General features: G+C 63.0%; 21 protein-coding genes. 6 read left to right on the top strand and 15 right to left on the bottom strand.

Annotation, left to right across the window (positions count from 1 at the left end):
* Positions 1 to 38 precede the first annotated feature (38 nt).
* Entirely contained in the window at positions 39 to 995 is a 957-nt protein-coding gene (locus OSC37_RS07675; RefSeq protein ID WP_267163998.1) for an alpha/beta fold hydrolase, read from the top strand.
* A gap of 49 nt (positions 996 to 1,044) precedes the next feature.
* Here OSC37_RS07675 and OSC37_RS07670 read toward each other — a convergent pair whose 3' ends face one another.
* The gene (locus OSC37_RS07670; protein WP_267163997.1) at positions 1,045 to 1,254 is read right to left on the bottom strand and encodes a DUF8007 family protein; all 210 of its coding nucleotides are present in this window, start codon (positions 1,252 to 1,254) and stop codon (positions 1,045 to 1,047) included.
* A gap of 84 nt (positions 1,255 to 1,338) precedes the next feature.
* Between OSC37_RS07670 and OSC37_RS07665 the strand changes: the two genes are divergently transcribed.
* Positions 1,339 to 1,941: a DUF8052 family protein gene (locus OSC37_RS07665; RefSeq protein WP_267163996.1), complete on the top strand. Its 603-nt coding sequence runs from the start codon at positions 1,339 to 1,341 to the stop codon at positions 1,939 to 1,941.
* On the opposite strand, the gene OSC37_RS07660 is transcribed toward OSC37_RS07665, so the two are convergent.
* From OSC37_RS07660 to OSC37_RS07650, 3 genes are all read right to left on the bottom strand, one after another.
* Positions 1,925 to 3,781: a carbon starvation CstA family protein gene (locus tag OSC37_RS07660; protein ID WP_267163995.1), complete on the bottom strand. Its 1,857-nt coding sequence runs from the start codon at positions 3,779 to 3,781 to the stop codon at positions 1,925 to 1,927. The genes OSC37_RS07665 and OSC37_RS07660 overlap by 17 nt on opposite strands.
* Positions 3,782 to 3,938: 157 nt before the next feature.
* The gene (locus OSC37_RS07655) at positions 3,939 to 4,892 is read right to left on the bottom strand and encodes an ArsA family ATPase (RefSeq protein WP_267163994.1); all 954 of its coding nucleotides are present in this window, start codon (positions 4,890 to 4,892) and stop codon (positions 3,939 to 3,941) included.
* A complete protein-coding gene (locus OSC37_RS07650; RefSeq protein ID WP_267163993.1) occupies positions 4,892 to 5,188 on the bottom strand; it encodes a DUF7990 family protein in 297 nt (98 codons plus the stop codon). The genes OSC37_RS07655 and OSC37_RS07650 overlap by 1 nt, the downstream gene beginning before the upstream one ends.
* 137 nt (positions 5,189 to 5,325) lie before the next feature.
* Between OSC37_RS07650 and OSC37_RS07645 the strand changes: the two genes are divergently transcribed.
* On the top strand, positions 5,326 to 6,519 hold the full coding sequence (locus OSC37_RS07645; RefSeq protein ID WP_267163992.1) for a CobW family GTP-binding protein: 1,194 nt from the start codon (positions 5,326 to 5,328) through the stop codon (positions 6,517 to 6,519).
* Here the strand turns inward: OSC37_RS07645 and OSC37_RS07640 are convergent.
* The 3 genes from OSC37_RS07640 to OSC37_RS07630 all read right to left on the bottom strand — a co-directional run bounded on the left by OSC37_RS07640 (position 6,516) and on the right by OSC37_RS07630 (position 7,577).
* A complete protein-coding gene (locus tag OSC37_RS07640) occupies positions 6,516 to 6,740 on the bottom strand; it encodes a hypothetical protein (RefSeq protein ID WP_267163991.1) in 225 nt (74 codons plus the stop codon). The two genes, OSC37_RS07645 and OSC37_RS07640, sit on opposite strands and share 4 nt — an antisense overlap.
* Positions 6,741 to 6,806: 66 nt before the next feature.
* On the bottom strand, positions 6,807 to 7,199 hold the full coding sequence (locus OSC37_RS07635; protein WP_267163990.1) for an SRPBCC family protein: 393 nt from the start codon (positions 7,197 to 7,199) through the stop codon (positions 6,807 to 6,809).
* Positions 7,200 to 7,262: 63 nt separating this feature from the next.
* On the bottom strand, positions 7,263 to 7,577 hold the full coding sequence (locus OSC37_RS07630) for a hypothetical protein (protein ID WP_267163989.1): 315 nt from the start codon (positions 7,575 to 7,577) through the stop codon (positions 7,263 to 7,265).
* A gap of 73 nt (positions 7,578 to 7,650) precedes the next feature.
* Between OSC37_RS07630 and OSC37_RS07625 the strand changes: the two genes are divergently transcribed.
* Positions 7,651 to 7,833 (top strand): DUF8107 family protein, encoded by a 183-nt coding sequence (locus OSC37_RS07625; RefSeq protein WP_267163988.1) that lies wholly within the window; start codon positions 7,651 to 7,653, stop codon positions 7,831 to 7,833.
* Between the two features lie 35 nt (positions 7,834 to 7,868).
* On the opposite strand, the gene OSC37_RS07620 is transcribed toward OSC37_RS07625, so the two are convergent.
* The 5 genes from OSC37_RS07620 to OSC37_RS07600 are packed head-to-tail and all read right to left on the bottom strand — an operon-like array spanning position 7,869 to position 13,244.
* Entirely contained in the window at positions 7,869 to 9,194 is a 1,326-nt protein-coding gene (locus OSC37_RS07620) for a branched-chain amino acid ABC transporter permease (RefSeq protein ID WP_267163987.1), read from the bottom strand.
* The gene (locus OSC37_RS07615; protein ID WP_267163986.1) at positions 9,191 to 10,243 is read right to left on the bottom strand and encodes a branched-chain amino acid ABC transporter permease; all 1,053 of its coding nucleotides are present in this window, start codon (positions 10,241 to 10,243) and stop codon (positions 9,191 to 9,193) included. Before OSC37_RS07615 ends, OSC37_RS07620 begins: the two co-directional genes overlap by 4 nt.
* Positions 10,240 to 10,938, bottom strand: coding sequence for an ABC transporter ATP-binding protein (locus tag OSC37_RS07610; protein ID WP_267163985.1), 699 nt, complete (start codon positions 10,936 to 10,938; stop codon positions 10,240 to 10,242). Before OSC37_RS07610 ends, OSC37_RS07615 begins: the two co-directional genes overlap by 4 nt.
* Positions 10,935 to 11,714, bottom strand: a complete 780-nt coding sequence (locus OSC37_RS07605; protein ID WP_267163984.1) for an ABC transporter ATP-binding protein — start codon at positions 11,712 to 11,714, stop codon at positions 10,935 to 10,937. The genes OSC37_RS07610 and OSC37_RS07605 overlap by 4 nt, the downstream gene beginning before the upstream one ends.
* Before the next feature lie 3 nt (positions 11,715 to 11,717).
* Complete coding sequence (locus tag OSC37_RS07600) at positions 11,718 to 13,244, bottom strand: ABC transporter substrate-binding protein (RefSeq protein ID WP_267163983.1); 1,527 nt, start codon at positions 13,242 to 13,244, stop codon at positions 11,718 to 11,720.
* Between the two features lie 167 nt (positions 13,245 to 13,411).
* On the opposite strand from OSC37_RS07600, the gene OSC37_RS07595 reads away from it, so the two are divergent.
* Complete coding sequence (locus OSC37_RS07595; RefSeq protein WP_267163982.1) at positions 13,412 to 14,005, top strand: GNAT family N-acetyltransferase; 594 nt, start codon at positions 13,412 to 13,414, stop codon at positions 14,003 to 14,005.
* On the opposite strand, the gene OSC37_RS07590 is transcribed toward OSC37_RS07595, so the two are convergent.
* Complete coding sequence (locus OSC37_RS07590; RefSeq protein WP_267163981.1) at positions 14,002 to 14,733, bottom strand: helix-turn-helix domain-containing protein; 732 nt, start codon at positions 14,731 to 14,733, stop codon at positions 14,002 to 14,004. The two genes, OSC37_RS07595 and OSC37_RS07590, sit on opposite strands and share 4 nt — an antisense overlap.
* A 74-nt stretch (positions 14,734 to 14,807) precedes the next feature.
* On the opposite strand from OSC37_RS07590, the gene OSC37_RS07585 reads away from it, so the two are divergent.
* A complete protein-coding gene (locus OSC37_RS07585; protein ID WP_267163980.1) occupies positions 14,808 to 16,421 on the top strand; it encodes an AMP-binding protein in 1,614 nt (537 codons plus the stop codon).
* Here OSC37_RS07585 and OSC37_RS07580 read toward each other — a convergent pair.
* Complete coding sequence (locus OSC37_RS07580) at positions 16,418 to 17,071, bottom strand: potassium channel family protein (RefSeq protein ID WP_267163979.1); 654 nt, start codon at positions 17,069 to 17,071, stop codon at positions 16,418 to 16,420. The genes OSC37_RS07585 and OSC37_RS07580 overlap by 4 nt on opposite strands.
* 4 nt (positions 17,072 to 17,075) lie before the next feature.
* On the bottom strand, positions 17,076 to 18,521 hold the full coding sequence (locus tag OSC37_RS07575) for an APC family permease (protein WP_267163978.1): 1,446 nt from the start codon (positions 18,519 to 18,521) through the stop codon (positions 17,076 to 17,078).
* Positions 18,522 to 18,568: the final 47 nt, after the last annotated feature.

The following is an 18,568-nucleotide window of genomic DNA, read 5'->3' as shown; positions in this document are numbered from 1 at the left end:
CCAGCACGATTTTGCGTCTGGCGGCAAAAATCCATTCCATGGCAACAAGTGACACTCGACCGCCGTCACCCGATGACTGGGCGACCGAACCAGAGCGACGGTACGCCCGCCGGCAGGCCGCCCTCGCGGACCGCTACGGTGTCGATATCGAGTCACGGACCGTCGAGACCGACGCAGCCGGGCCGATACACTATCTGGCCGCCGGCGACCCGGACGGGGAACCGGTCGTCCTCTTACATGGAGTTTCGACGACTGGGGCCACCTGGCTCCCGATGGTGTCCGCGCTGGCCGACGACTACCGAGTGTACATGCCAGACCGGCCCGGTCGGGGGCTGTCGGGCGCGCCGAGCTATCGCGGCCGCAATCTCCGGTGGTTCATGGTCGGCTATCTGGTCGACCTCTTCGAGGAACTCGGTCTGGACCAGCCCCACGTCATCGGCAACTCGCTGGGCGGCCAACAGGCGTTTCTGCTCGCGCTCGACTATGACTGCGTCGACCGCCTCTGTCTGGTCGGCGCGCCCGGCGGCGTCTCCCGGGAGTTCTCGCTTGGGTTTCGGCTGCTGACTGTTCGGGGGCTGAATCGGCTGTTATTCTGGCTCAACGGACTGGGTGACCCACTCGATAGCGCACAAGAGCAGACCGCACAGCTGCTGGTCGCCGACGATTCGGCGGTCGCCGAGGAGTTCTACGAACTGCTGGCAGCGAGCAGCCAGATGCCCGACCGGACGCGGAGTCTGCGCTCGCTCCAGAGCGAACAGGGCTCGTTCGGCCGGATGCATCAGCTGTTCGACCTGCGCGAGGAACTCCCTGGTATCGACCGACCGACGAGCTTTGTCTGGGGCAGCGACGACTCCTTCTGGGAGCCGGCAGTCGGCCGCCCTGTCGCAGAGAAGATGGGTGCCGAGTTCCACGAACTGGCGGGCCACGGACACATGCCCTGGTTGGAACCCGGCGAGCAGACCGAGACAGCGGTGCGGTCGTTTCTTGACGGTTGACGAACCTTCCGGCCGTAGTTATGTCCGGTCGGACGATTTCCTGAGGGTATCAGCGACCGTATGTGAGTCTCGTGACGACGCTGTCGATGCGGCGTTTCACGCGGCCCAAAATAACGCCGGGCGAGACCTTTCGCACCTCATCTTCGGGGACCTCGATGCGCTCGCCATCGAATGGGTCGTACTCCTCGTCCATCACCCCGGAAACCGAACTCATCGCACACCGACCACACGCCTCTTTATTCTCCTCGTTTTTTGCCATGAGTTGACAAACGGCGTCGACGAACTTATAGATACGTGTCGGCTCACCGGAGAGACTTTGAGGGTTCCCCGACGACACCGTTCTATGACCGACAGCGACGAGGACCCGCTCGCGGACGTCCCCGACTGGGACGACGAGTACGTCGACCGCGTGAGCGACAGACTCTTTCACAACTACGACCTCGAACAAGACCGGCGAGTCCAGGGCCAGCGGTTCACCCTCTATGGCCGTCTAAAAATCAAACGGCGCAAACAGTTCATCCATCCAGCACTCACCTACGGTGACCACGAGACGACCGAACACCTGTTCGTCCGACGCGTCGACGACGTCTCGGTCGCGGACCTAGAGCGACTGTCGGAGCTGAGTGACGCCCTAGCCGACGAGTGGATAGACGCCGACGAGGAGCACTTCGGCACGGAGTTTGTGTTCGGTCTCGTCGCGCCGGAGGTTCCCGCCGATATCCGGGAGTACGTCTCAGACTACGAGTCCCGGACGCTGCTCAAGTACGGGTACCACGGGCACTATACCGTCCGCCTGTTCGTTGTCGCTCCCGAACAGAAAGCGTCTGTCGCCAGCCCAGATACTGATGTCGTCCGGGCATTCAGGCTGTGGGATGAACCTGAGACAGAAACAGAATCCGCAGGTGTGTTCGCGCGTCTCCGGGCCGCACTTAGTCGTCGCTCGTGACCGTCCCGCTGTAGGAGTCTCTGACCGATGTGATGTTTTTGTAGCCCATCCAGGCTAACGATATTGCCAGAAACGCCAGAACGAGTGCGACAACCGACTGCACCCCAGCCGAAACCATGCCGGACGTGCTACTCGCGTCGAGTGCATCTGTCGGTGCCCGGTAAGCCCCAATCCACAACAGCGCTGAGACGCTGACCGCGACCATGATTGCCATCGGCACGCCGGTGCTGATGAGCTGTTTGGACTCGTCCCAGTTAGCCAGCCAGAGTGTCGCCGAGAGGAGCGCGAGCGCGGCAAGCGTCTGGTTCGCACCGCCAAACAGCGGCCACAGCGTCGACCACTCCCCGCTGCCCACCAGCAGGTAGGCAGGGAGACACAGCAAAACGCCGGAGTTGAAGTAGCGGTTGACCGCAATCTCCTGGGTGCTCGTCTCGGGAGTGCCAACAATCTCTTCAAGCATGTACCGACCCAGGCGGGTTGCGGTGTCCGTCGAGGTCAACAGGAAGCTGACAAACACCAGTCCGATGAAGGTTGCACCGATATCCGGCGGAATGCCGAAGCCGGCAGAGAGCATGATTGCGCCGCCGACCGGGAAGTTTGCCAGGGCACCGACGATACCGGCTCCGAAGTCAGTGACCGCCACCAGCGCCAGCGCCGCGACTGCCGTGGTTGCGAGCAGCCCCTCGCCGAGCATCGCGCCGTAGCCGACGAGGCGGGCGTCGCTCTCCTTGTCAAGCTGTTTTGCGGTTGTTCCCGAGGAGACCAGCGAATGAAAGCCGCTGATTGTCCCACAGGCGATTGTCACGAACAGGAACGGGAAGATAGGCCCGAGCGAACTCGTGAACCCTTTGAACGCCGGAATCTCCATGTCGAGGCTGGTCCTGGTGAGTACCTCGTCGCCGGTCGACACCGACGCCGGGACTTCGACGCTGAACCCACCGCCAGCGACGTTCAGCACTGCCGCGACCAGCACACCCAGCAACATCCCACCGACGCCGACGTACAGCAGGCTCGACGTCAGGAAGTCACGCGGCTGGAGCAGCACCCAGACCGGGAGGACGCTCGCCAGGAACGCGTAGAGGATGACGACCGGAACCCACGCGGCGACGTTTGCGCCCTGTGAGCCGGCAAGGGGTAACCAGTCCCAGGTTGAGGCTTCGCCAAGCAAGACAATCGTGTCTGAGGCGGTCGCCTCCGTCTCGACCAGCGCGATGGGGTACTCGATGCCGACGAACACCCCGGCGAACACCAGCCCGAAGAAGACGACTGCCCCGGGCAGGAACGGAAGGTTGAACTGGTACAGGTAGACGCCAAACAGCAGCGCCAGCGTCATATAGAGCATGCTCGCCGTGGCCGAGGCCGGGAAGGCGTTGAACACGACCCCCACGACCAGCGCGAACACCGCGATGACGAGAATTATCGTCAGGAACGCGAACCACAGCAGCATGTCTTTGCCCCTGTCTCCGACGTACTCCCCGATGATGTACCCGATTGACTTCCCCTCGTGTCTAACACTCGCCGACAGCGACATGAAGTCGTGAACGGCCCCGAACAGCGGATTGCCGATGGCAATCCACAGAATTGCGGGAAGCCAGCCAAACGCCGCTCCTGCGGTAATCGGGCCGACAATCGGTGCCCCGCCGGCGATACTCGAGTAGTGGTGTCCGAGCAGTACCGGCTTTTTCGAGGGGACATACTCCTGCCCGTCGTTGTACTTGTGTGCAGGTGTCTCTTGCTCATCGTCTAACTCCACGAACTGTGCCAGATACCGCGAGTACGCGAAGTACCCGATGGTGAACGTTACGAGCGACAGCAATACTACTGTGATAACACTAACCATAGTACGATGACAACAATATGCATGACACACTTATATTTTTCCATTTTGCAAAAACTTAGCCGGCGATTCCAAATCTCAGTACCTCTTCTGAAATGTGTGTGTGTCAAACGAACCGGCTGGGTGCCAGGAGTCAGTGGTGGTCTATCGAACGACAGCGTTACTCAGAACCAATCTCGAGCTCCGCGGCGACGGATTCGAGGATGTCTCCTTTCACCTCCCGGACCCGGGACTCGATAGTCGCGACGACAGGCGGGTCGATGGACTCGCGGGCCTCCCGGAGCCGCTGGGTTTCGGTCTCGATCCTATCGCGCAGGTACCGGGCTCCACGGCCCGTCTCCTCGGCGTCTGGCTCCGGGGTGATCCGGTTTACGACGAGGCCGGAGACGTTGAGGTCGTACTCCCGTAGCTGGTCGACAGCCCGCGAAGTCTCGCGGACAGAGAGCTGGTCGGGGTTCAACACGACATAAAACGACGCGTCGGTGCGTAGCGTCTCGCCGGCGAACTCGAAGTTCTCTTTGCGGGCCTGCAGCCGGGCGATGATTGGGTCTCCGACCTGGGTCCGACGTGGCTCCCGGCCGCCAATGGCTGCCCGCTCGTACAGCTTGACGCTCTCCTCGCGCTTTTCGAGCAGGCGGTCTATCCAGCCGCCCAGATATTCCGGGAGCGAGAGCAGCCGGAGCGTCCCTCCCGTGGGCGAGGTGTCGAAGACGACGCGGTCGAACGCGTCGGCGTCGCGCATCACCTCGATGAACTGGTCGAAGAGCGCAGCCTCGTGGGCACCTGGTGTCCGGTGTGCAAGCTCGATTTGGCGGTCGATTTCGTTCACGATAGCCGGACTCACCTGGTCTCCCAGCGACCGTTTGATGCCCATCAGATGCTCGTCGACGGCCTGCTCTGGGTCGATTTCCATGACAGACAGCGAGTCGTACCCCTCGACCGGGCGGGGGTCGTCGTCGAACTCCTGGTCGAACACGTCGGCGGTGCTGTGGGCCGGGTCTGTCGAGACGAGCAACACCTCCTGGCCCGCGCGGGCGCACTTGTGGGCGAACGCACTGGAGACGGTGGTCTTACCGACGCCGCCTTTGCCGCCGAAGAAGACGAACTGGTTCATCAGAAGTGATACTGTTTGCCCTTCCGTTCAAGTGCGGTACCCCTGTCCCACATCCGGCGCTCCCACTGCCCGAACTCCTCGGCGAGGTAAGGCAACAGTTCCGCCGTGTAGTACGACATCGGGCTCGGAATCCCGAACGCGTCGGGGAAACACGCCAGCAGGAAGGCGTCTTCGCTGTCCTCTGCCGCGTTCTCGATTTTCTCGTAGGCCGGGTGTGAAATCATGCCGTGATAGAGGCCACGGAGCCATTCCGCCAGCGTCTCCCGGTAGGCTCGAATCTGTCTGTCGAGTTGCATACCTGTCACCACGCCGCCCGGGCGGTAAAACGTACCGCCGGTCTCGGTGCTCGCACACAGACGGCATCGGCGACCCTCTTCGGTACGCTGCGGTCCGACGCCGAGCTATAAGTATGCCACTACCGAACACGACATACATGAACACACTGAGTGACGACGGAACGCCGGTAACCCTTCTTTCAGGTGCGTTAGGAGCGGGCAAGACGACGACGCTGAACCACCTGCTCTCGAACCCTGGGGACCGCAGGATTGCGGTGCTGGTAAACGACATGGGTGCGCTCAACGTCGACGCGGAGCTAATCGAGGCCGAGGGTGACGGTATCACCGAACTCTCGAACGGGTGTATCTGCTGTGACCTGCGCGACGACTTGGAGGTCGCAGTCAGCCGACTGGCCCGGACCGGCGAGTTCGACCGTCTTGTCGTCGAATCCTCCGGCATCTCTGCGCCGACGCCGGTCGCGCGGCTGTTCACGACCGGTCCCGCCTCCGCACCGTACCGTCTGGATACGCTCGTGACCGTCGTCGACGCCACAGACTTTCGCGAGACGCTTGCCGACGACGACATCGTTACGACCGAAGACATCCGCCGCAAACGGCCGGGGCAGGCCGAAACCGAAGGCGAGGTGCGGCCGCTCTCGGAACTGCTCGTGACCCAGGCCGAACACGCCGACGTCCTCCTCGTCAACAAATGCGACCTCGCCGACGAGGCCACGATTACCGAAACCGAATCACTACTGACCGCGCTGAACCCCGACGCGAAACAGTATCGGACGAGCCACGGCCGAATCGACCCCGGCGATATCCTCGACACCGGGCTGTTCGGCCCCGAGTCGTTGAGCGAGAGCGACCATCGCGAACAGGCCCTCGAACACGCCGACTCCGGACACGTCCACGACCCCGCGTCGACCTACGGCGTTACCTCTGTCGCGTTCGAGACGAGACGCCCCCTCCATCCCGGGCGCTTTGGGGACGTGCTCCGGTCGCTGCCGGAGTCGGTCATCCGGTCGAAAGGCATCGTCTGGGTCGCCGGCCGCGACGACCTGGCGCTGCGGTACACCGGCACCGGCTCTGTCCGCCGCGTTGTCGGCCGTGAGCCGTGGGTCGCTGCGATGTCCGAACGCCGCCAGAAGAGCCAGCGACGGATGCGTCCGGACCTCCCCTGGGACGAGGAAGCCGGCGACCGCCGGACGGAACTGGTGTTCATCGGCCGAGAGATGGACGGCGAGTCACTCGAAGCGGCACTCACAGACTGTGAACTCCGCGAGGACGAACCTATCGACGATGTTGACAATCCGTTTCCGAGCGAGGAAGGTGAGGAGTGGCGACTCTAGCAGGCACAGCTTGCCGTGCCTTTCGAGCGCTCGAACTCCATCTCGTCGCCACAGGACGGACAGCCCGGCGGCCCCTCTCCCTCGACGTCGACGTCACGGATACGCTCCTGGCAGTCGTGGCACCAGTAGGCTCCCTCCGACTCGTTTTGTGTGATGTCGCCCCGGTTGGTCGACTGCGTCGACGCCTCGAACACTTCGGTAATCGTGCTGAGTAGTCCCATAATTGTTCCTCGGTGACATACAACATAAATCCGGTTCGTCTGTGTGGCTTGCACACACGACCGTGGCTACCGGCAGGCCTCGCCGATGCCGGCGAGGGCCCGACGGAGTTCGCCGCGGCGCTTCCAGGCCGCGACCCGGTCGACGACGCCGGGGCCACCGACAGCGACCTCCGAGCGGGCGGTGAGCCGGGTCCCCTCGTCCTCGTGTTCGTACCGCACCGTCGTCCGGAGGGTCTCCAGGGGTCCCTCAACCTGGTCGTACTCGATACCATCCTCACGGTCGCTGAACTCGAACACGAGTTCCAGTCCGTAGCCGCCGACGGTAACTCGGTCTCCTCCATCTTCGGTGTCTCTGACTGCGAAACTCCCCTCTGCCTCGAGGACGGTCTCGGGGGTAAGGGCCTCCGCGACGACCTCGGGATAGGTTTGGACGAACCGCGACACCTCGACTTCGTGCATACTGCAGATAGCACGCAGGGTATCAAAAGCGTGTGGAGTCATGCCACGCGGCGACCACCTGTCCTATGCCATCAGAATCATCGTCAGAAACAGGAACACGCCCGTCACGATAATCGCGTAGTAGAAGATTTTCTGGAGTCGAATCTCTGCGGGGACCTCCCTTCTGACCTCCGGGCGGAACGACCGGACGAGGCGATTGTACGCGCCGGCCGCGAGCGCGAGAAAGATACTGGTCGTGAGCGCGAGCCCCGCAGGCAGCCCAACCCCCAGCGAGAGGAAATACACCGGAAAAAACGAGTAACAGACGAGAAAGAACATGCCAGTCACGACCACGAACGGGACGGGGTCGACTGGCTCTCCCTCGCTGTTTTGTACCACAGTTCGAATTAACGACGCCACGAACAAAAATCTCGTCGGGGGTTTCAAGTCGTTCGGCGTTGGACACCACACTGTGACATCAGACGGAGATATCCGCGTGTTGCTCGCCCTCAACGTCGTGCTGTCGCTTCTGTTCGCCAGCATCGTCCTCTGGGGACTGGACTTCATCGGCGAAGCGGAGTTCACGCTCCGCAACCTCGCCGTCGGCACGCTCGCCGTCACAGTCGTGACCTACGCAACCGTGTTACGCCAGTAGTTGGGAGACTGCCCCGTTCGGCTCACGGGCGCGTGTCACTCCTCGCTCGTCTCGTCACCCGAGAGCCGCCGCTCGATTTTCCGGGAGACGTGTTTCGAGACCGACTCCGTTCCCAGCCGCAGGCGGAGCGTCCCGAGCAGCCCGATAGGGACAAAGAGGACAAACAGCACGAAGATGATGCCCGCGTAGAACTCCCCGTGGCCGGTCATGAACGAGTCAAGCGCCTTACTGACAGTCAGTCCGCCGCTGATTGTCGCATCAAGGACGCCGTCGGGGAGGTTCTGTTCGAGGAACGGCTGGAGGCCGCCGCCGCTTCCCTCACGAGCGAGGAACTCCTCGACCCATTCCAGGAAGAGGTACCCAAACAGCGGCCCGGCAAGTGTCTTCAGCCCGCCGATGATGGCCGCGACCAGCGCGAAGCCGGTCACCAGGAAGAAGAAGCTGTTCTGTGGATCGATGAATCCCTGGTAGCCGACGAGCAGCCCGCCCGCAATCGCGCCGAAGAAGGCACTGATTGCGAAGGCACCCATCTTGAACCAGAAGGTGTTGTACCCGACCGCGCGGGCGCGCTCTTCGTTTTCGCTGATGGCAATCATCACGCGACCAAACGGCGAGTGGATGATGCGTTGCATCGCCAGATACGAGACCAGCACGACCGCGCCGATAGCGAAATAGGAGACGACGATGGCCGGGCTCGTCTCGCTGAATATCGGTGCCATGTCGATGCCGAGGATGGACGTATCGCCAAACGCGCCGAGTTCGACCTGTAGCGCGTCGACGAAGGGAACCCCAAGCTCCGGATTGAACGTCTCGACGTCCGATGGTGTCCCGGGGGTGATACCGTCTGCGGGGTCACTGCCGCCCGGCGTGATGAAATCGAAGTTCTCGGAGGCAACGAACAAGATTTCAGAGACACCCAGCGTAATCATCGCGAAGTACACGCCGGAGAGCCGGAACGCGATGAGCCCGATCAGCACGGCCGCAACGACGGCGACCAGTGCGCCCAGTACCAGCAGCGACATGAAGGGTAACTCGGCGGGCAACAGCGGCAGCTGTCCGTTGTAGCCCAGGACGACGAAGTAGGCTCCGATGCCGAAGAAGGCGGCGTGACCGAAGGAGAGATAGCCGGTGTAGCCGCTGACAAAGTCAAACGACATTGCAAAGAGACCGAGCCACAGCACCGTCAACATTGTTCGGGGCCGCAGGAGTAGCGTCTCGGCGATGAGGCCGAACTGCCCGACGAGGACGTCGTAGGCGAACGGATAGAGGATGAAAAGCGCGACCACGACGATATGTACCGTGTGGTCGCGGAGGTATTGGCCGACCCAGGCGGGCAACAGCCCCGACTCCGTGGTGCTCATCCGTGATCACCCTGCCCTTCGACGCCAAAGAGACCACGTGGCTGGAGGATGAGCATCACGACCAGGATGGCGAAGATGAGCAGCTGGTCGATGTCGGTGAAGGTGATGACCTCGACGCGGAACGCCCACGTCGCCAGCGCGTCGAGCATCCCGACGAGCAGCGAGGCGACGACCGTTCCCTTGAACGAGCCCAGGCCGCCAACGATGACGATGACAAAAGCCGGCAGGAGCACGCCGAGTGCGAGCGGGACGTTCACCCGCCACAGCGGCGACCACATCAACATCACGCCGGCGGCTCCCGCGAGCCCCGACCCGATGGCGAAGACGACCGTGAACGTCCGATTGATGTTGATGCCGAGGGCTCTTGCCATCTCGTCGTCCTCGACGCCGGCCCGGACGAACAGGCCGTACCGTGTCTCGTTGAGGAAATACCAGATGCCGGCTACCGTGAGCACGCCGAGCAGAATCTGGAAGGGGTGGAGTCCGCCGATGCTCACGCCCGCGACGTCGAACGTCCCCTGCAAGGCCTCGGGAACGGTCTCCTGGCGGGGCACCGCCCAGTCGACGGCCTCACGACCGCTGTTTACGTCGTAGTAGTCGATGAGCATACGCATGAACTCCTCCATGGTAATCGAGATACCGAACGTGAGCAAAATCATGTAGATGGGTGGATACTCATAGAGCCGCCTGATGAGTGCCACCTCGAAGACGACACCGAGCAAGCCAAGCAGTACGAACACGCCGACCATGATTCCAAGGAACGTCGCGACCGAACCGACGAGCCCCATCGACCCCACGCCAAGCGTGAGGACGGCTGTCCCGCCGATGTACGCGCCGTACATCGCAAACGAGCCGTGCGCGAAGTTGATGACATCCATCAGCCCGAAGATGAGCGTTAGGCCGCTGGCGACCATCAGATAGAGACTCGCCTTCGCCAGTCCCTCGATGAAGACACTCGCCAGCTCTGTCGGAGAGGTGAACAGTTCGGCGATTTCGCCGACAGAGAGCGGGACGGCTGTCAGAAGGTCGACTGCTGCAACTCCCGTCATGCCGAGAGATACCTCCTGAGGCGTTCGTCGTCGACGCTTACCTCGCTTGTCTCGCCCGAGTCGACGATGGTGCCGTGGTCCATCACATAAAACCGATCGGCGAGGTCGAGCGCGAGCCCGAGTTTCTGCTCGACGAGCAGGATAGGGAGTGACTCCGACGCCGAGAGCAGCGCCTCGCCGACATCGGTGACGATCTTCGGAGCCAGTCCCTCGCTCGGCTCGTCGACAAGCAACAGCTCGTTGCCGCCCACGAGCCCACGTGCGATGGCGAGCATCTGCTGTTGGCCACCCGAGAGGTCGCCGGCGCGCTGGTCGGCTCGCTCGCCCAGAATCGGGAACGTCTCGTAGGCAAGCTCTAGCGCCTCGGCCTCGCTCTCGTCGCCGGGAACCGACGCCTTGATGTTCTCCTCAACGCTGAGCCGGCTGAACATCCGGCGGTCCTCGGGAATCCAGCCGATGCCGGCGTCTGCGACCTCGTAGGTGTCGGTGCCGACGAGCTCGTTCCCTTTGAACTGAATCGACCCCTTGCGGGGCGGCGTCAGCTGCAGAATCGAGCGAAACGTCGTCGTCTTGCCGACACCGTTTCGCCCGAGCAGGGCGACGACCTCACCCTCGTCGACTGAGAGGTCGACACCCTGGAGGATGTGGCTCTGGCCGTAGTAGGTGTGGACGTCTTCGAGTTCGAGCAGCGTCATGCGACCCCCTCCGAGCGCCGCAGGTCCCCAGGCTCGTACCCGCCGAGGTAGGCGTCCTGGACCTCGGGGTTGCCCTGAATCACCTCGGGCTCGCCGTCGGCGATAATCTCGCCCTGATTGAGGACGACGATGCGATCAGAGACGTTCATGACGAGGTCCATGTTGTGCTCGACGAGCAACACGGCGTGGTCGCGTGCCACATCCTCGATAATCCGGCGAATCGAGTCCACGTCCTCGGTGGAGACGCCGGCGTTTGGCTCGTCGAGCAACAACACGTCGGGGTCGCCCGCGAGCGCGATGCCGACCTCCAGCTGGCGTTTCTCGCCGTGGCTGAGATTCTCTGCTAGCTGTTCGGTCTTCTCGTCGAGGTTGACTCGTTCGAGAATCTCGTGGGCCCGCTCGTAGTGGTCGTCGAATGCGTTGACGTTGCGCCAGAACCGCCAGGAGTCGCCGCTGTGGGCCTGCTGGGCGATGCGGACGTTCTCTAGGACGGAGTTCGTCGGAAAAATATTCGTTATCTGGTACGAGCGGTGGACGCCAAGCTGTGCGGTTTCGTAGGTGGTGTCGGCGGTCACGTCGACCCACCCCTCGGAGCCGCCGAGTTCGATGCTGCCCTCACTGGGTTCGAGCGCGCCAGTCAGGAGGTTGAAAAACGTCGTCTTGCCGGCCCCGTTTGGGCCGATGAGCGACGTGAGTCTGTCGTCGAGTTCGAAGTCGACACTGTCGACGGCCGTGAGGCCACCAAAGCGTTTCGTAAGCGCCGTCGTGCGGAGCATCGATCAGGAGAGGTCGCAGCTCATCTCGCTTGCTGGAATCGTCACATCATCGGCCGACACCCGTTCGATGGGGTCGCCGGGCATAATCGATGCTGGCCAGTTCTCCTGGCTGTCGGGCGTGACCGTCACCGGTGCGACGGTCATCTCCGAGCGTGCCTGGTTGTTGTACTCCTGGAAGGTGTAGCCGTTTTCGCCTTTCGGCGTGTCCGTGACAGTCATCCCGCTCATCCCCTCGACGATCGCGTCGGGGCTGACCTCGCCTTGCTCGTTCATCGCCTGCACGACCGCGGAGGCGGCGGTGAAGGCGCCGCTCGTGAACAGGTCTGGCACCACGCCGTAGGTATTTGAATGGGACTCCACGAACTGGTCGTTAATCGGATTGTCGTACTGGTTCCAGTGGTACCTGGTGGTGAACGGTCCGAAGTCGGCGTCCTGGAGTGCCTCGTTGCTGAAGTCGTCGAGCGTGCTCTGGAGGGCCCCGCCGACGACGCCGAGCGTCAGCCGGGAAGCGAAGCCGCCGAACAGCTGCATGTCGTAGCCGCCGTCCAGAAACGCCGAGAAGAATCCGGAGAGGCCGGCGGCAGTGAAGCCACCGACGATACCCTCTGCACCCGCGTTCTCGGCCTCCTCGAGGAGACCCTCCCACTCGGGCTGGTCGAGGTCCTCGGGGACGGCCCGCTCGTCGGCAATGGTGACGCCACGGTTTTCGAGGACCGACCGGTAGTTGGTGACCACGGACTGACCGAACGCGTCGTCAGCACCGAACAGCGCGATTTGGTCGACGTCGGTCTGGTCTGCGATGTAGACGCCGCCGCTCCGGGCGTCCATCGCGGTGTTCTCGTTCGCGCGGAAGACCAGGTCTCGACAGGTTCCCTCGCCAGCGGTAATCTCCGCCGAGGCCGCCGGCCCGGCAATGAAGGGAACCTCTGCCTGGTCGACGACGCCGTTGATGACCGAGATTGCTCCTCCGGAGTTGCCGACGCCGTACAGCATGTCGACGTCGTCCTGCGACACCAGCTCCGAGGCCAGTGTCTGTGCCTGTGTTGGCGCAAACTGCGTGTCGCGAGCGCGAATCTCGATGTCGATATCGCCGACGGAGTAGTCGTAGTCGCCCTCGTCGATGGCGTCGGCCGGCAGCGGGTCGTCGTCAGCCTTGTGCGCCAGGCCGCTGTAAAAGCCTGCCGACCCCTGTGCGCCGTATATCGCCAGCTGGCCGGAGAAGTCCTGTAGAACACCGATTCGAAGTGTGCCTGATAGGTCCTGATTCGTGCTGTCGCCGTCGCTTCCGTCACTGCCGTCGCTTCCGTCACCGCCGTCGCTTCCGTCACTGCCGTCGCTCCCATCGCTGCCGTCGCTTCCGTCACTGCCGTCGCTCCCATCGCTGCCGTCGTCTCCATCGCTCCCATCACTGCCGTCTTCGCTGTCCTCTCCATCGTCACCGTCGCCGCCCGAACAGCCGGCGAGTGCGATTGTGCTTGATGCGCCGAGTGCGCCGAGTACGCGGCGGCGCGATAGTCTGTCAAAATCCATGCAAGTTAGTCACACGCCTGCACACATAAAGGATGGAGTTCATATGTTAACCTCACGGCTGAAACCCGCCTTCGTCTGCGTGTTTTGGTTCCCTCGCTTGACATGGGTATAAATCTCCGCAATATACGTGGGTGAACCTTGAGGGTGCGAAACACGGTAGCTAGGCTATGGACAGCCAGGAACCTTGCTGTCTGGTCTGGAACCCCTCAGACTGTTCGGGAACATCGGCGTGTCCGCCGCGCTGTCCCCGGTTTGTGGATACAAAGGGCGAGGGGATTCTGATCCGGCCGGTCCGAGATGACGCACGCGAGCGGCTGTTCGAGTTCTACGCGGCGTACCCCGACGCCCACCGGTCGATGCTGTTGCCGCCGAGAGACAGAGCAGCGCTCGAACGGTGGCTCGACAGGCTTCTCGACCGGGGACAGAACCTGCTCGCAGTCCAGGACGACCGCCTCGTCGGACACGCGCTGTACTCGCCACGAGAGGCCACGGAGTCGGAGCTGCTGGTCTTCGTCGATCCCGAATATCACGGCCGCGGAATCGGGACGGAGCTCTGCAAGCAGGTGCTCGCCCGCGCGGCTGCCAATTGCCACGAGACAATAGTGCTCCGGGTCGGGAAAGAGAACCGGGCCGCCCGCCGGGTGTATCGGCGACTCGGATTCTGTCCCGTCGACGAACACCCTGACAACATCGAGATGCGTCTCGCGCTCGAGAGCGAACTGGTCACACGAGTCCAGGCACCGCCCGCAGAACGAGCCTAGCGTCCAGTCGCCTCGCCGTCTGCTGACCCCGAGAACAGTTCGAAGGTCTCGACGACGTGACGGGCGACCTTCTGCTGGCCGCGCCGGAGATTTTTCGAGAACGCGGGAGCAGAGATTCCGAACTGGTCGGCGAGTTCGTTCAGCGTCGTCTCCCGGGGAGACTCGAAGTATCCTTCCTCGACGGCAGCGGTCAGTGCCTCGCGCTCGACATCGGTGAGGTCGCGGCAGGCCTCGACCAGCTCCAGCCCGGCGTTGACGTTCTGGACGGTCTCCTGGACCAGCGGCCCGCCGACCTGGTCGCGGGACATCACGTCGAACTCGTTGTTACGTTCGAGCTCCGAGAGTGCTGTGTCGGCAACAGCCCCAGAATCGAAGCCGACGTGCCACAGCTCGGAGCCATCCTCGATGTAGAAGGGGCCGGTGATGAACCCGTCGTGGCCACGAATCCGTGCCATCGCGTCGGTCTCGTGGATCACCGTCTGTATCTGTGCGGTGTCGTCCCAGCGCTTGCGGAGCCGGTAGTCGTGCATGTTGGGATGAGCACGGAGCGCTTCGACGCCGTTGTTCAGCGCCGACCGGCTTGCTCCCTGGACCAACATCCGCGTCTCCAGCTCTCGCTTGGCGGCGTCGAACTCCCACTGCACCGCCGAGAACGACACGTCGTAGTCGAGTGTCGTGTCGATAAACGGGCAGTCGTGTTGCTCCATCTCCATCGAGATATCTATCACGTGCTGTACCTCCTCCCATACTCTTCACTCACCTGTAATATTAAATGCTTGCTCCAACAAGCCCACAAGCGCCTATGACCGTTCATCACCACAGCCCCCGTCCCTACCAGTGGGTCGGGTCGCTGAGCGAGAAGCGCGCGGCGCTCACACCCGACCGGACCGCACTGGTCGACGCCGACACCGGCACGGCGTTCACCTACGCCGACCTCGACGCACGGGCGAACCGAACTGCCCGACTCCTCGACGAGTTCGGCGTCGGGGAAGGTGACCGTGTGGCCGTCGTCTCCCGCAATCGACCGGCACTGGTCGACTGTTACTTCGCGACGGCGAAACGCGGCGCAGCGCTCGCGCCGCTGTCACACCGTCTCGCCCCCCGAGAACTCGCGCTCATGCTCGACGATATTGACCCAACACTGTTACTCGTCGAGGCGCCCTTCGCCGAGGACCTGACCGACGCACTCGCTCACGAGGGGTTCACACACGAGTGTCCGCCGCTGGTCGGGCTTGCTGACGGCGACGACGAGTTCGCTCCCGCGCCCGCAGACAGAGAGTGGCACCGCTACGAGGAGAGCCGTCCGGCCGACGACTCGCCTGTCGAGACTGCCGACGTCGGGCTGTCGGACCCACATCTGTTCTTGCATACTGGCGGCTCGACCGGCCTCCCGAAACAGGTCGTCCAGACCCACGGCTCGATTGCCTGGAACGCGTTCAACACGATCATCTCCTGGGGACTGCGTCCCGACGACGTGACGCCGATGCTGTTTCCCTTTTTCCACACCGGCGGCTGGAACGTCCTCACTATTCCCCTCTTTCACCTCGGCGGAACCGTCGTTATCTCCCGCGATGTCGAACCCGGCCAGGTACTCTCGCTGGTCGAAAGCTACGAGGCGACTGTGCTGGTCTCGGTGCCGGCGGTGTTGCGATTCATGGTCGAGGACGACGACTGGGAGGCGACGGACCTCTCCTCGCTGCGGCTGGTCAAAAGCGGCGGTGGCCCCTGTCGGGACGCCATCATCGAGGCCTGGAACGAGCGGGGCCTCTCGCTCTCGCAGGGGTATGGCCTGACCGAGTGTGGCCCCAACAACTTCGCCATGCCCGAGGGATTCTCGCAGGAGAAAACCGGGAGCATCGGCAAACCCTGCATGTACGTCGACGCCCGCGTGGTCGACGACGACGGCGACCCACTGCCCGCTGGGGAGGTTGGCGAACTCGAACTGGCGAGTCCACACGCCGCCGACCGCTACTGGAACAACGAGGAGGCGACGAGCGAGACCTTCGGCTCCGAGGAGGAGCACCCGTGGGTCTCGACCGGCGACCTCGCGCGCGTCGACGAGGACGGCTACTACTACATCGAGGGGCGCAAGAAGAACATGTTCGTCTCCGGGGGCGAGAACGTCTACCCGCCCGAAATTGAGGATGTCATCGCTGGCCACTCGAAGGTTGACGAGGTCGTCGTCATCCCGGTCCCCGACAACCAGTGGGGCGAGGTCGGCAAGGCAGTCGTCGAGGGCGACGAGTCGCTGACGCTGGAGGAACTGACGGAGTACCTGGAAGGGAAACTGGCAGGCTTCAAACGCCCTCGCCATCTTGCTTTCGTCGACTCGATGCCGACAAGCGGCCCTTCGAAAATCGACCGCCAGGCAGTCGGGGACGAGTTCGGGGGCGACACCGATAGCACCGACCGCTAGCCGCGCATCAGGTTCATCACTTCCTCGACGACGTCGGGTTCGACGGCGACGACGTACTGGCGACCTGGGGTTAGGGTCGTCTCGGGGCGGGCGACACGGTTCCCATCGTCGTCCGAGACGACCAGGGTTCCGTCGGGGAACCGCACCTCCGACAGTTTCTTGCCGGCTGCCGGCGCACCCTCGGCGACCCGGACGAGCAGGATGTCGAGGGTGCCGGTCACGTCCGAGAGCGTCTGGACGTCACTGCCCACGATTTCGTTTGCTGCGACCCGTGCACCAGCGCGCTCGGGGAACAACACCGCGTCGACAAAACGGGTGTAGGCGTCCCCGACGTCGCGCTCGATGCGTGCGACCGTCCGGACCCCAGGTACGAGTTCCGATGCGGCCAGACAGACAGCGAGGTTGACACCTGTCTCGCCGGTGAGGCCGGCAACGACATCGGCACGGTCGATGCCAGCCTGTTCGAGTATCCCGGGGTCGGTCGCGTCGCCGCGGATAACTGTCACCATCCACTCGTCTGCGAGTTCGTCTATCGTGCGTTCGTCGCGTTCAATAACCGTTACGTCGTGGCCGCGGTCGACGAGTATCTCGGCTGTCTGGAAGCCGACGCGTCCGCCGCCCGCGATAATTACGTTGTAGTCGTTGGTCATGTGTTCAGTCCTCTAGTGTTATTTCGGTATCGGTGGTCGGTTCTGTCTGGTCTGTTGGCGTTCGCAGTCGGTTCAGCCCGAGGTAGGCGATCCCGCCGAGCAGTATCCACCCCACGCTGAGCGCGAGTGCGAGCGGGTCCGTCCGAAGCAGATACTCGACGAGTACGCCGGTCAACAGGAGATTGAGGGCGATGCCAATCAGCGGCGGAGCCGGATAGAATGGCATTTTGTACGGGCGGTTCATCGCCGGCCGCTCGCGGCGGAGCCTGATGACAGCGACGTTGACGATAATAAACGACAGCAGGAAGAACAGACTCGACATGTTGCCGGCACTTTGAGTCGGGAGCGCCACCGACCCCAGCATGACGACCGCGCTCGCCAGGATAGCGACGAACGGCGTCCCGTAGCGATGGTGTAGCTGTCCAAACGACGGCAGCAACTGCCCCTCTCTCCCCATCGAGAACGCCACCCGTGAGGAGGCGATGACGACAGCGTTCAGTGCGGTTAGCGTCGAGAACACCGCGCCGAAGACGATGAGTGCGCCCCCGTTCTGGATGATCGGCAGACCGGTCGGCATGAACGAGGTCGCGGCCGCGGCGATGCCAGCCTCACCAGCGTCGGCCAACCCCTGTGCGCCGAGGGTGCCAACGGCGACGGTGACGACCGCCAGATAGACCACGACTGTTGCCGCGAGGCTGATGAAAATCGCCTTCGGGATGTTCTCTCGGGGATTTTTGACCTCCTCGGTGACGGTCGTGATGAGGTCGTACCCCTCGAAGGCGATGAACGTCAGCCCCATCGCGGGCAACACCGCCCCCGCGCCGCTTCCTTCCGGAAACAGCGGCTGGAACTCGGCCCCGGAAAACATCGACGACGTGAGGCCAAAGGCTACGAACACCAGCAGGATACCGACCTTGATGACGGTGAATATCGTCTCGACGCTCCCGCTTGCGGCCGTCGAGACGGCGTTGAGTGCGACCAGTCCAAGCACCGCCACGAACGCCAGCAGAAAGGCCGGCGGTACCGTGACATCGAACAGTGGCACCGCGACTGCACTCACTTCTTCGGGCGGCGCGACCACCCCGTAGACGTGAAGCAGTTCGAGGAAATTCGGCGCAAACCCAAGCGCGTACAGCGCCCCTGCAATCATGTATGCGAACCACAACATCCACCCCATAATGAACGAGGAAAGGTCGTCGAAAATCTCGCGCACGAAGGCGTACCCGCCGCCGCTTTTTGGAATCGAGGCAGCGAGTTCGGCATACGAGAGGCCGGTAAAGGCCGTGACGACGCCGTTCAGTGCGAAGACGAGAATGGCCGCCGGACCGGCAAGCTCTGCGGCGAGCCCGGTCAACACGAAAATTCCCGCCCCAATCATCGCGCCCATTCCAATCATCGTCGCGTCGAGCAACCCCAGCTCGGCCTGTGGCGACCTGCTCTTGTTACTCATCGCTTCTCACTCTCATTCGTTTCGCACAATCACTCGGCCGGGCCGGA

The organism is Halovenus salina (assembly GCF_026410925.1).
In the GTDB taxonomy this organism is placed as follows: Archaea; Halobacteriota; Halobacteria; order Halobacteriales; family Haloarculaceae; genus Halovenus; species Halovenus salina.
Note: the sequence above shows the minus strand (reverse complement) of the source record. Positions and strands in the feature narration are given on the sequence as shown.

Bases quoted from the DNA above. Each gene is read 5' to 3' on its own strand.
- OSC37_RS07615 (WP_267163986.1), bottom strand. From the start codon at position 10,243: ATGACGGGAGTTGCAGCAGTCGACCTTCTGACAGCCGTCCCGCTCTCT.
- OSC37_RS07645 (WP_267163992.1), top strand. From the start codon at position 5,326: ATGAACACACTGAGTGACGACGGAACGCCGGTAACCCTTCTTTCAGGT.
- OSC37_RS07580 (WP_267163979.1), bottom strand. From the start codon at position 17,071: ATGACCAACGACTACAACGTAATTATCGCGGGCGGCGGACGCGTCGGC.
- OSC37_RS07600 (WP_267163983.1), bottom strand. From the start codon at position 13,244: ATGGATTTTGACAGACTATCGCGCCGCCGCGTACTCGGCGCACTCGGC.
- OSC37_RS07595 (WP_267163982.1), top strand. From the start codon at position 13,412: ATGGACAGCCAGGAACCTTGCTGTCTGGTCTGGAACCCCTCAGACTGT.
- OSC37_RS07610 (WP_267163985.1), bottom strand. From the start codon at position 10,938: ATGACGCTGCTCGAACTCGAAGACGTCCACACCTACTACGGCCAGAGC.
- OSC37_RS07665 (WP_267163996.1), top strand. From the start codon at position 1,339: ATGACCGACAGCGACGAGGACCCGCTCGCGGACGTCCCCGACTGGGAC.
- OSC37_RS07635 (WP_267163990.1), bottom strand. From the start codon at position 7,199: ATGCACGAAGTCGAGGTGTCGCGGTTCGTCCAAACCTATCCCGAGGTC.
- OSC37_RS07670 (WP_267163997.1), bottom strand. From the start codon at position 1,254: ATGGCAAAAAACGAGGAGAATAAAGAGGCGTGTGGTCGGTGTGCGATG.
- OSC37_RS07640 (WP_267163991.1), bottom strand. From the start codon at position 6,740: ATGGGACTACTCAGCACGATTACCGAAGTGTTCGAGGCGTCGACGCAG.
- OSC37_RS07620 (WP_267163987.1), bottom strand. From the start codon at position 9,194: ATGAGCACCACGGAGTCGGGGCTGTTGCCCGCCTGGGTCGGCCAATAC.
- OSC37_RS07585 (WP_267163980.1), top strand. From the start codon at position 14,808: ATGACCGTTCATCACCACAGCCCCCGTCCCTACCAGTGGGTCGGGTCG.
- OSC37_RS07675 (WP_267163998.1), top strand. From the start codon at position 39: ATGGCAACAAGTGACACTCGACCGCCGTCACCCGATGACTGGGCGACC.
- OSC37_RS07660 (WP_267163995.1), bottom strand. From the start codon at position 3,781: ATGGTTAGTGTTATCACAGTAGTATTGCTGTCGCTCGTAACGTTCACC.
- OSC37_RS07650 (WP_267163993.1), bottom strand. From the start codon at position 5,188: ATGCAACTCGACAGACAGATTCGAGCCTACCGGGAGACGCTGGCGGAA.
- OSC37_RS07575 (WP_267163978.1), bottom strand. From the start codon at position 18,521: ATGAGTAACAAGAGCAGGTCGCCACAGGCCGAGCTGGGGTTGCTCGAC.
- OSC37_RS07605 (WP_267163984.1), bottom strand. From the start codon at position 11,714: ATGCTCCGCACGACGGCGCTTACGAAACGCTTTGGTGGCCTCACGGCC.
- OSC37_RS07655 (WP_267163994.1), bottom strand. From the start codon at position 4,892: ATGAACCAGTTCGTCTTCTTCGGCGGCAAAGGCGGCGTCGGTAAGACC.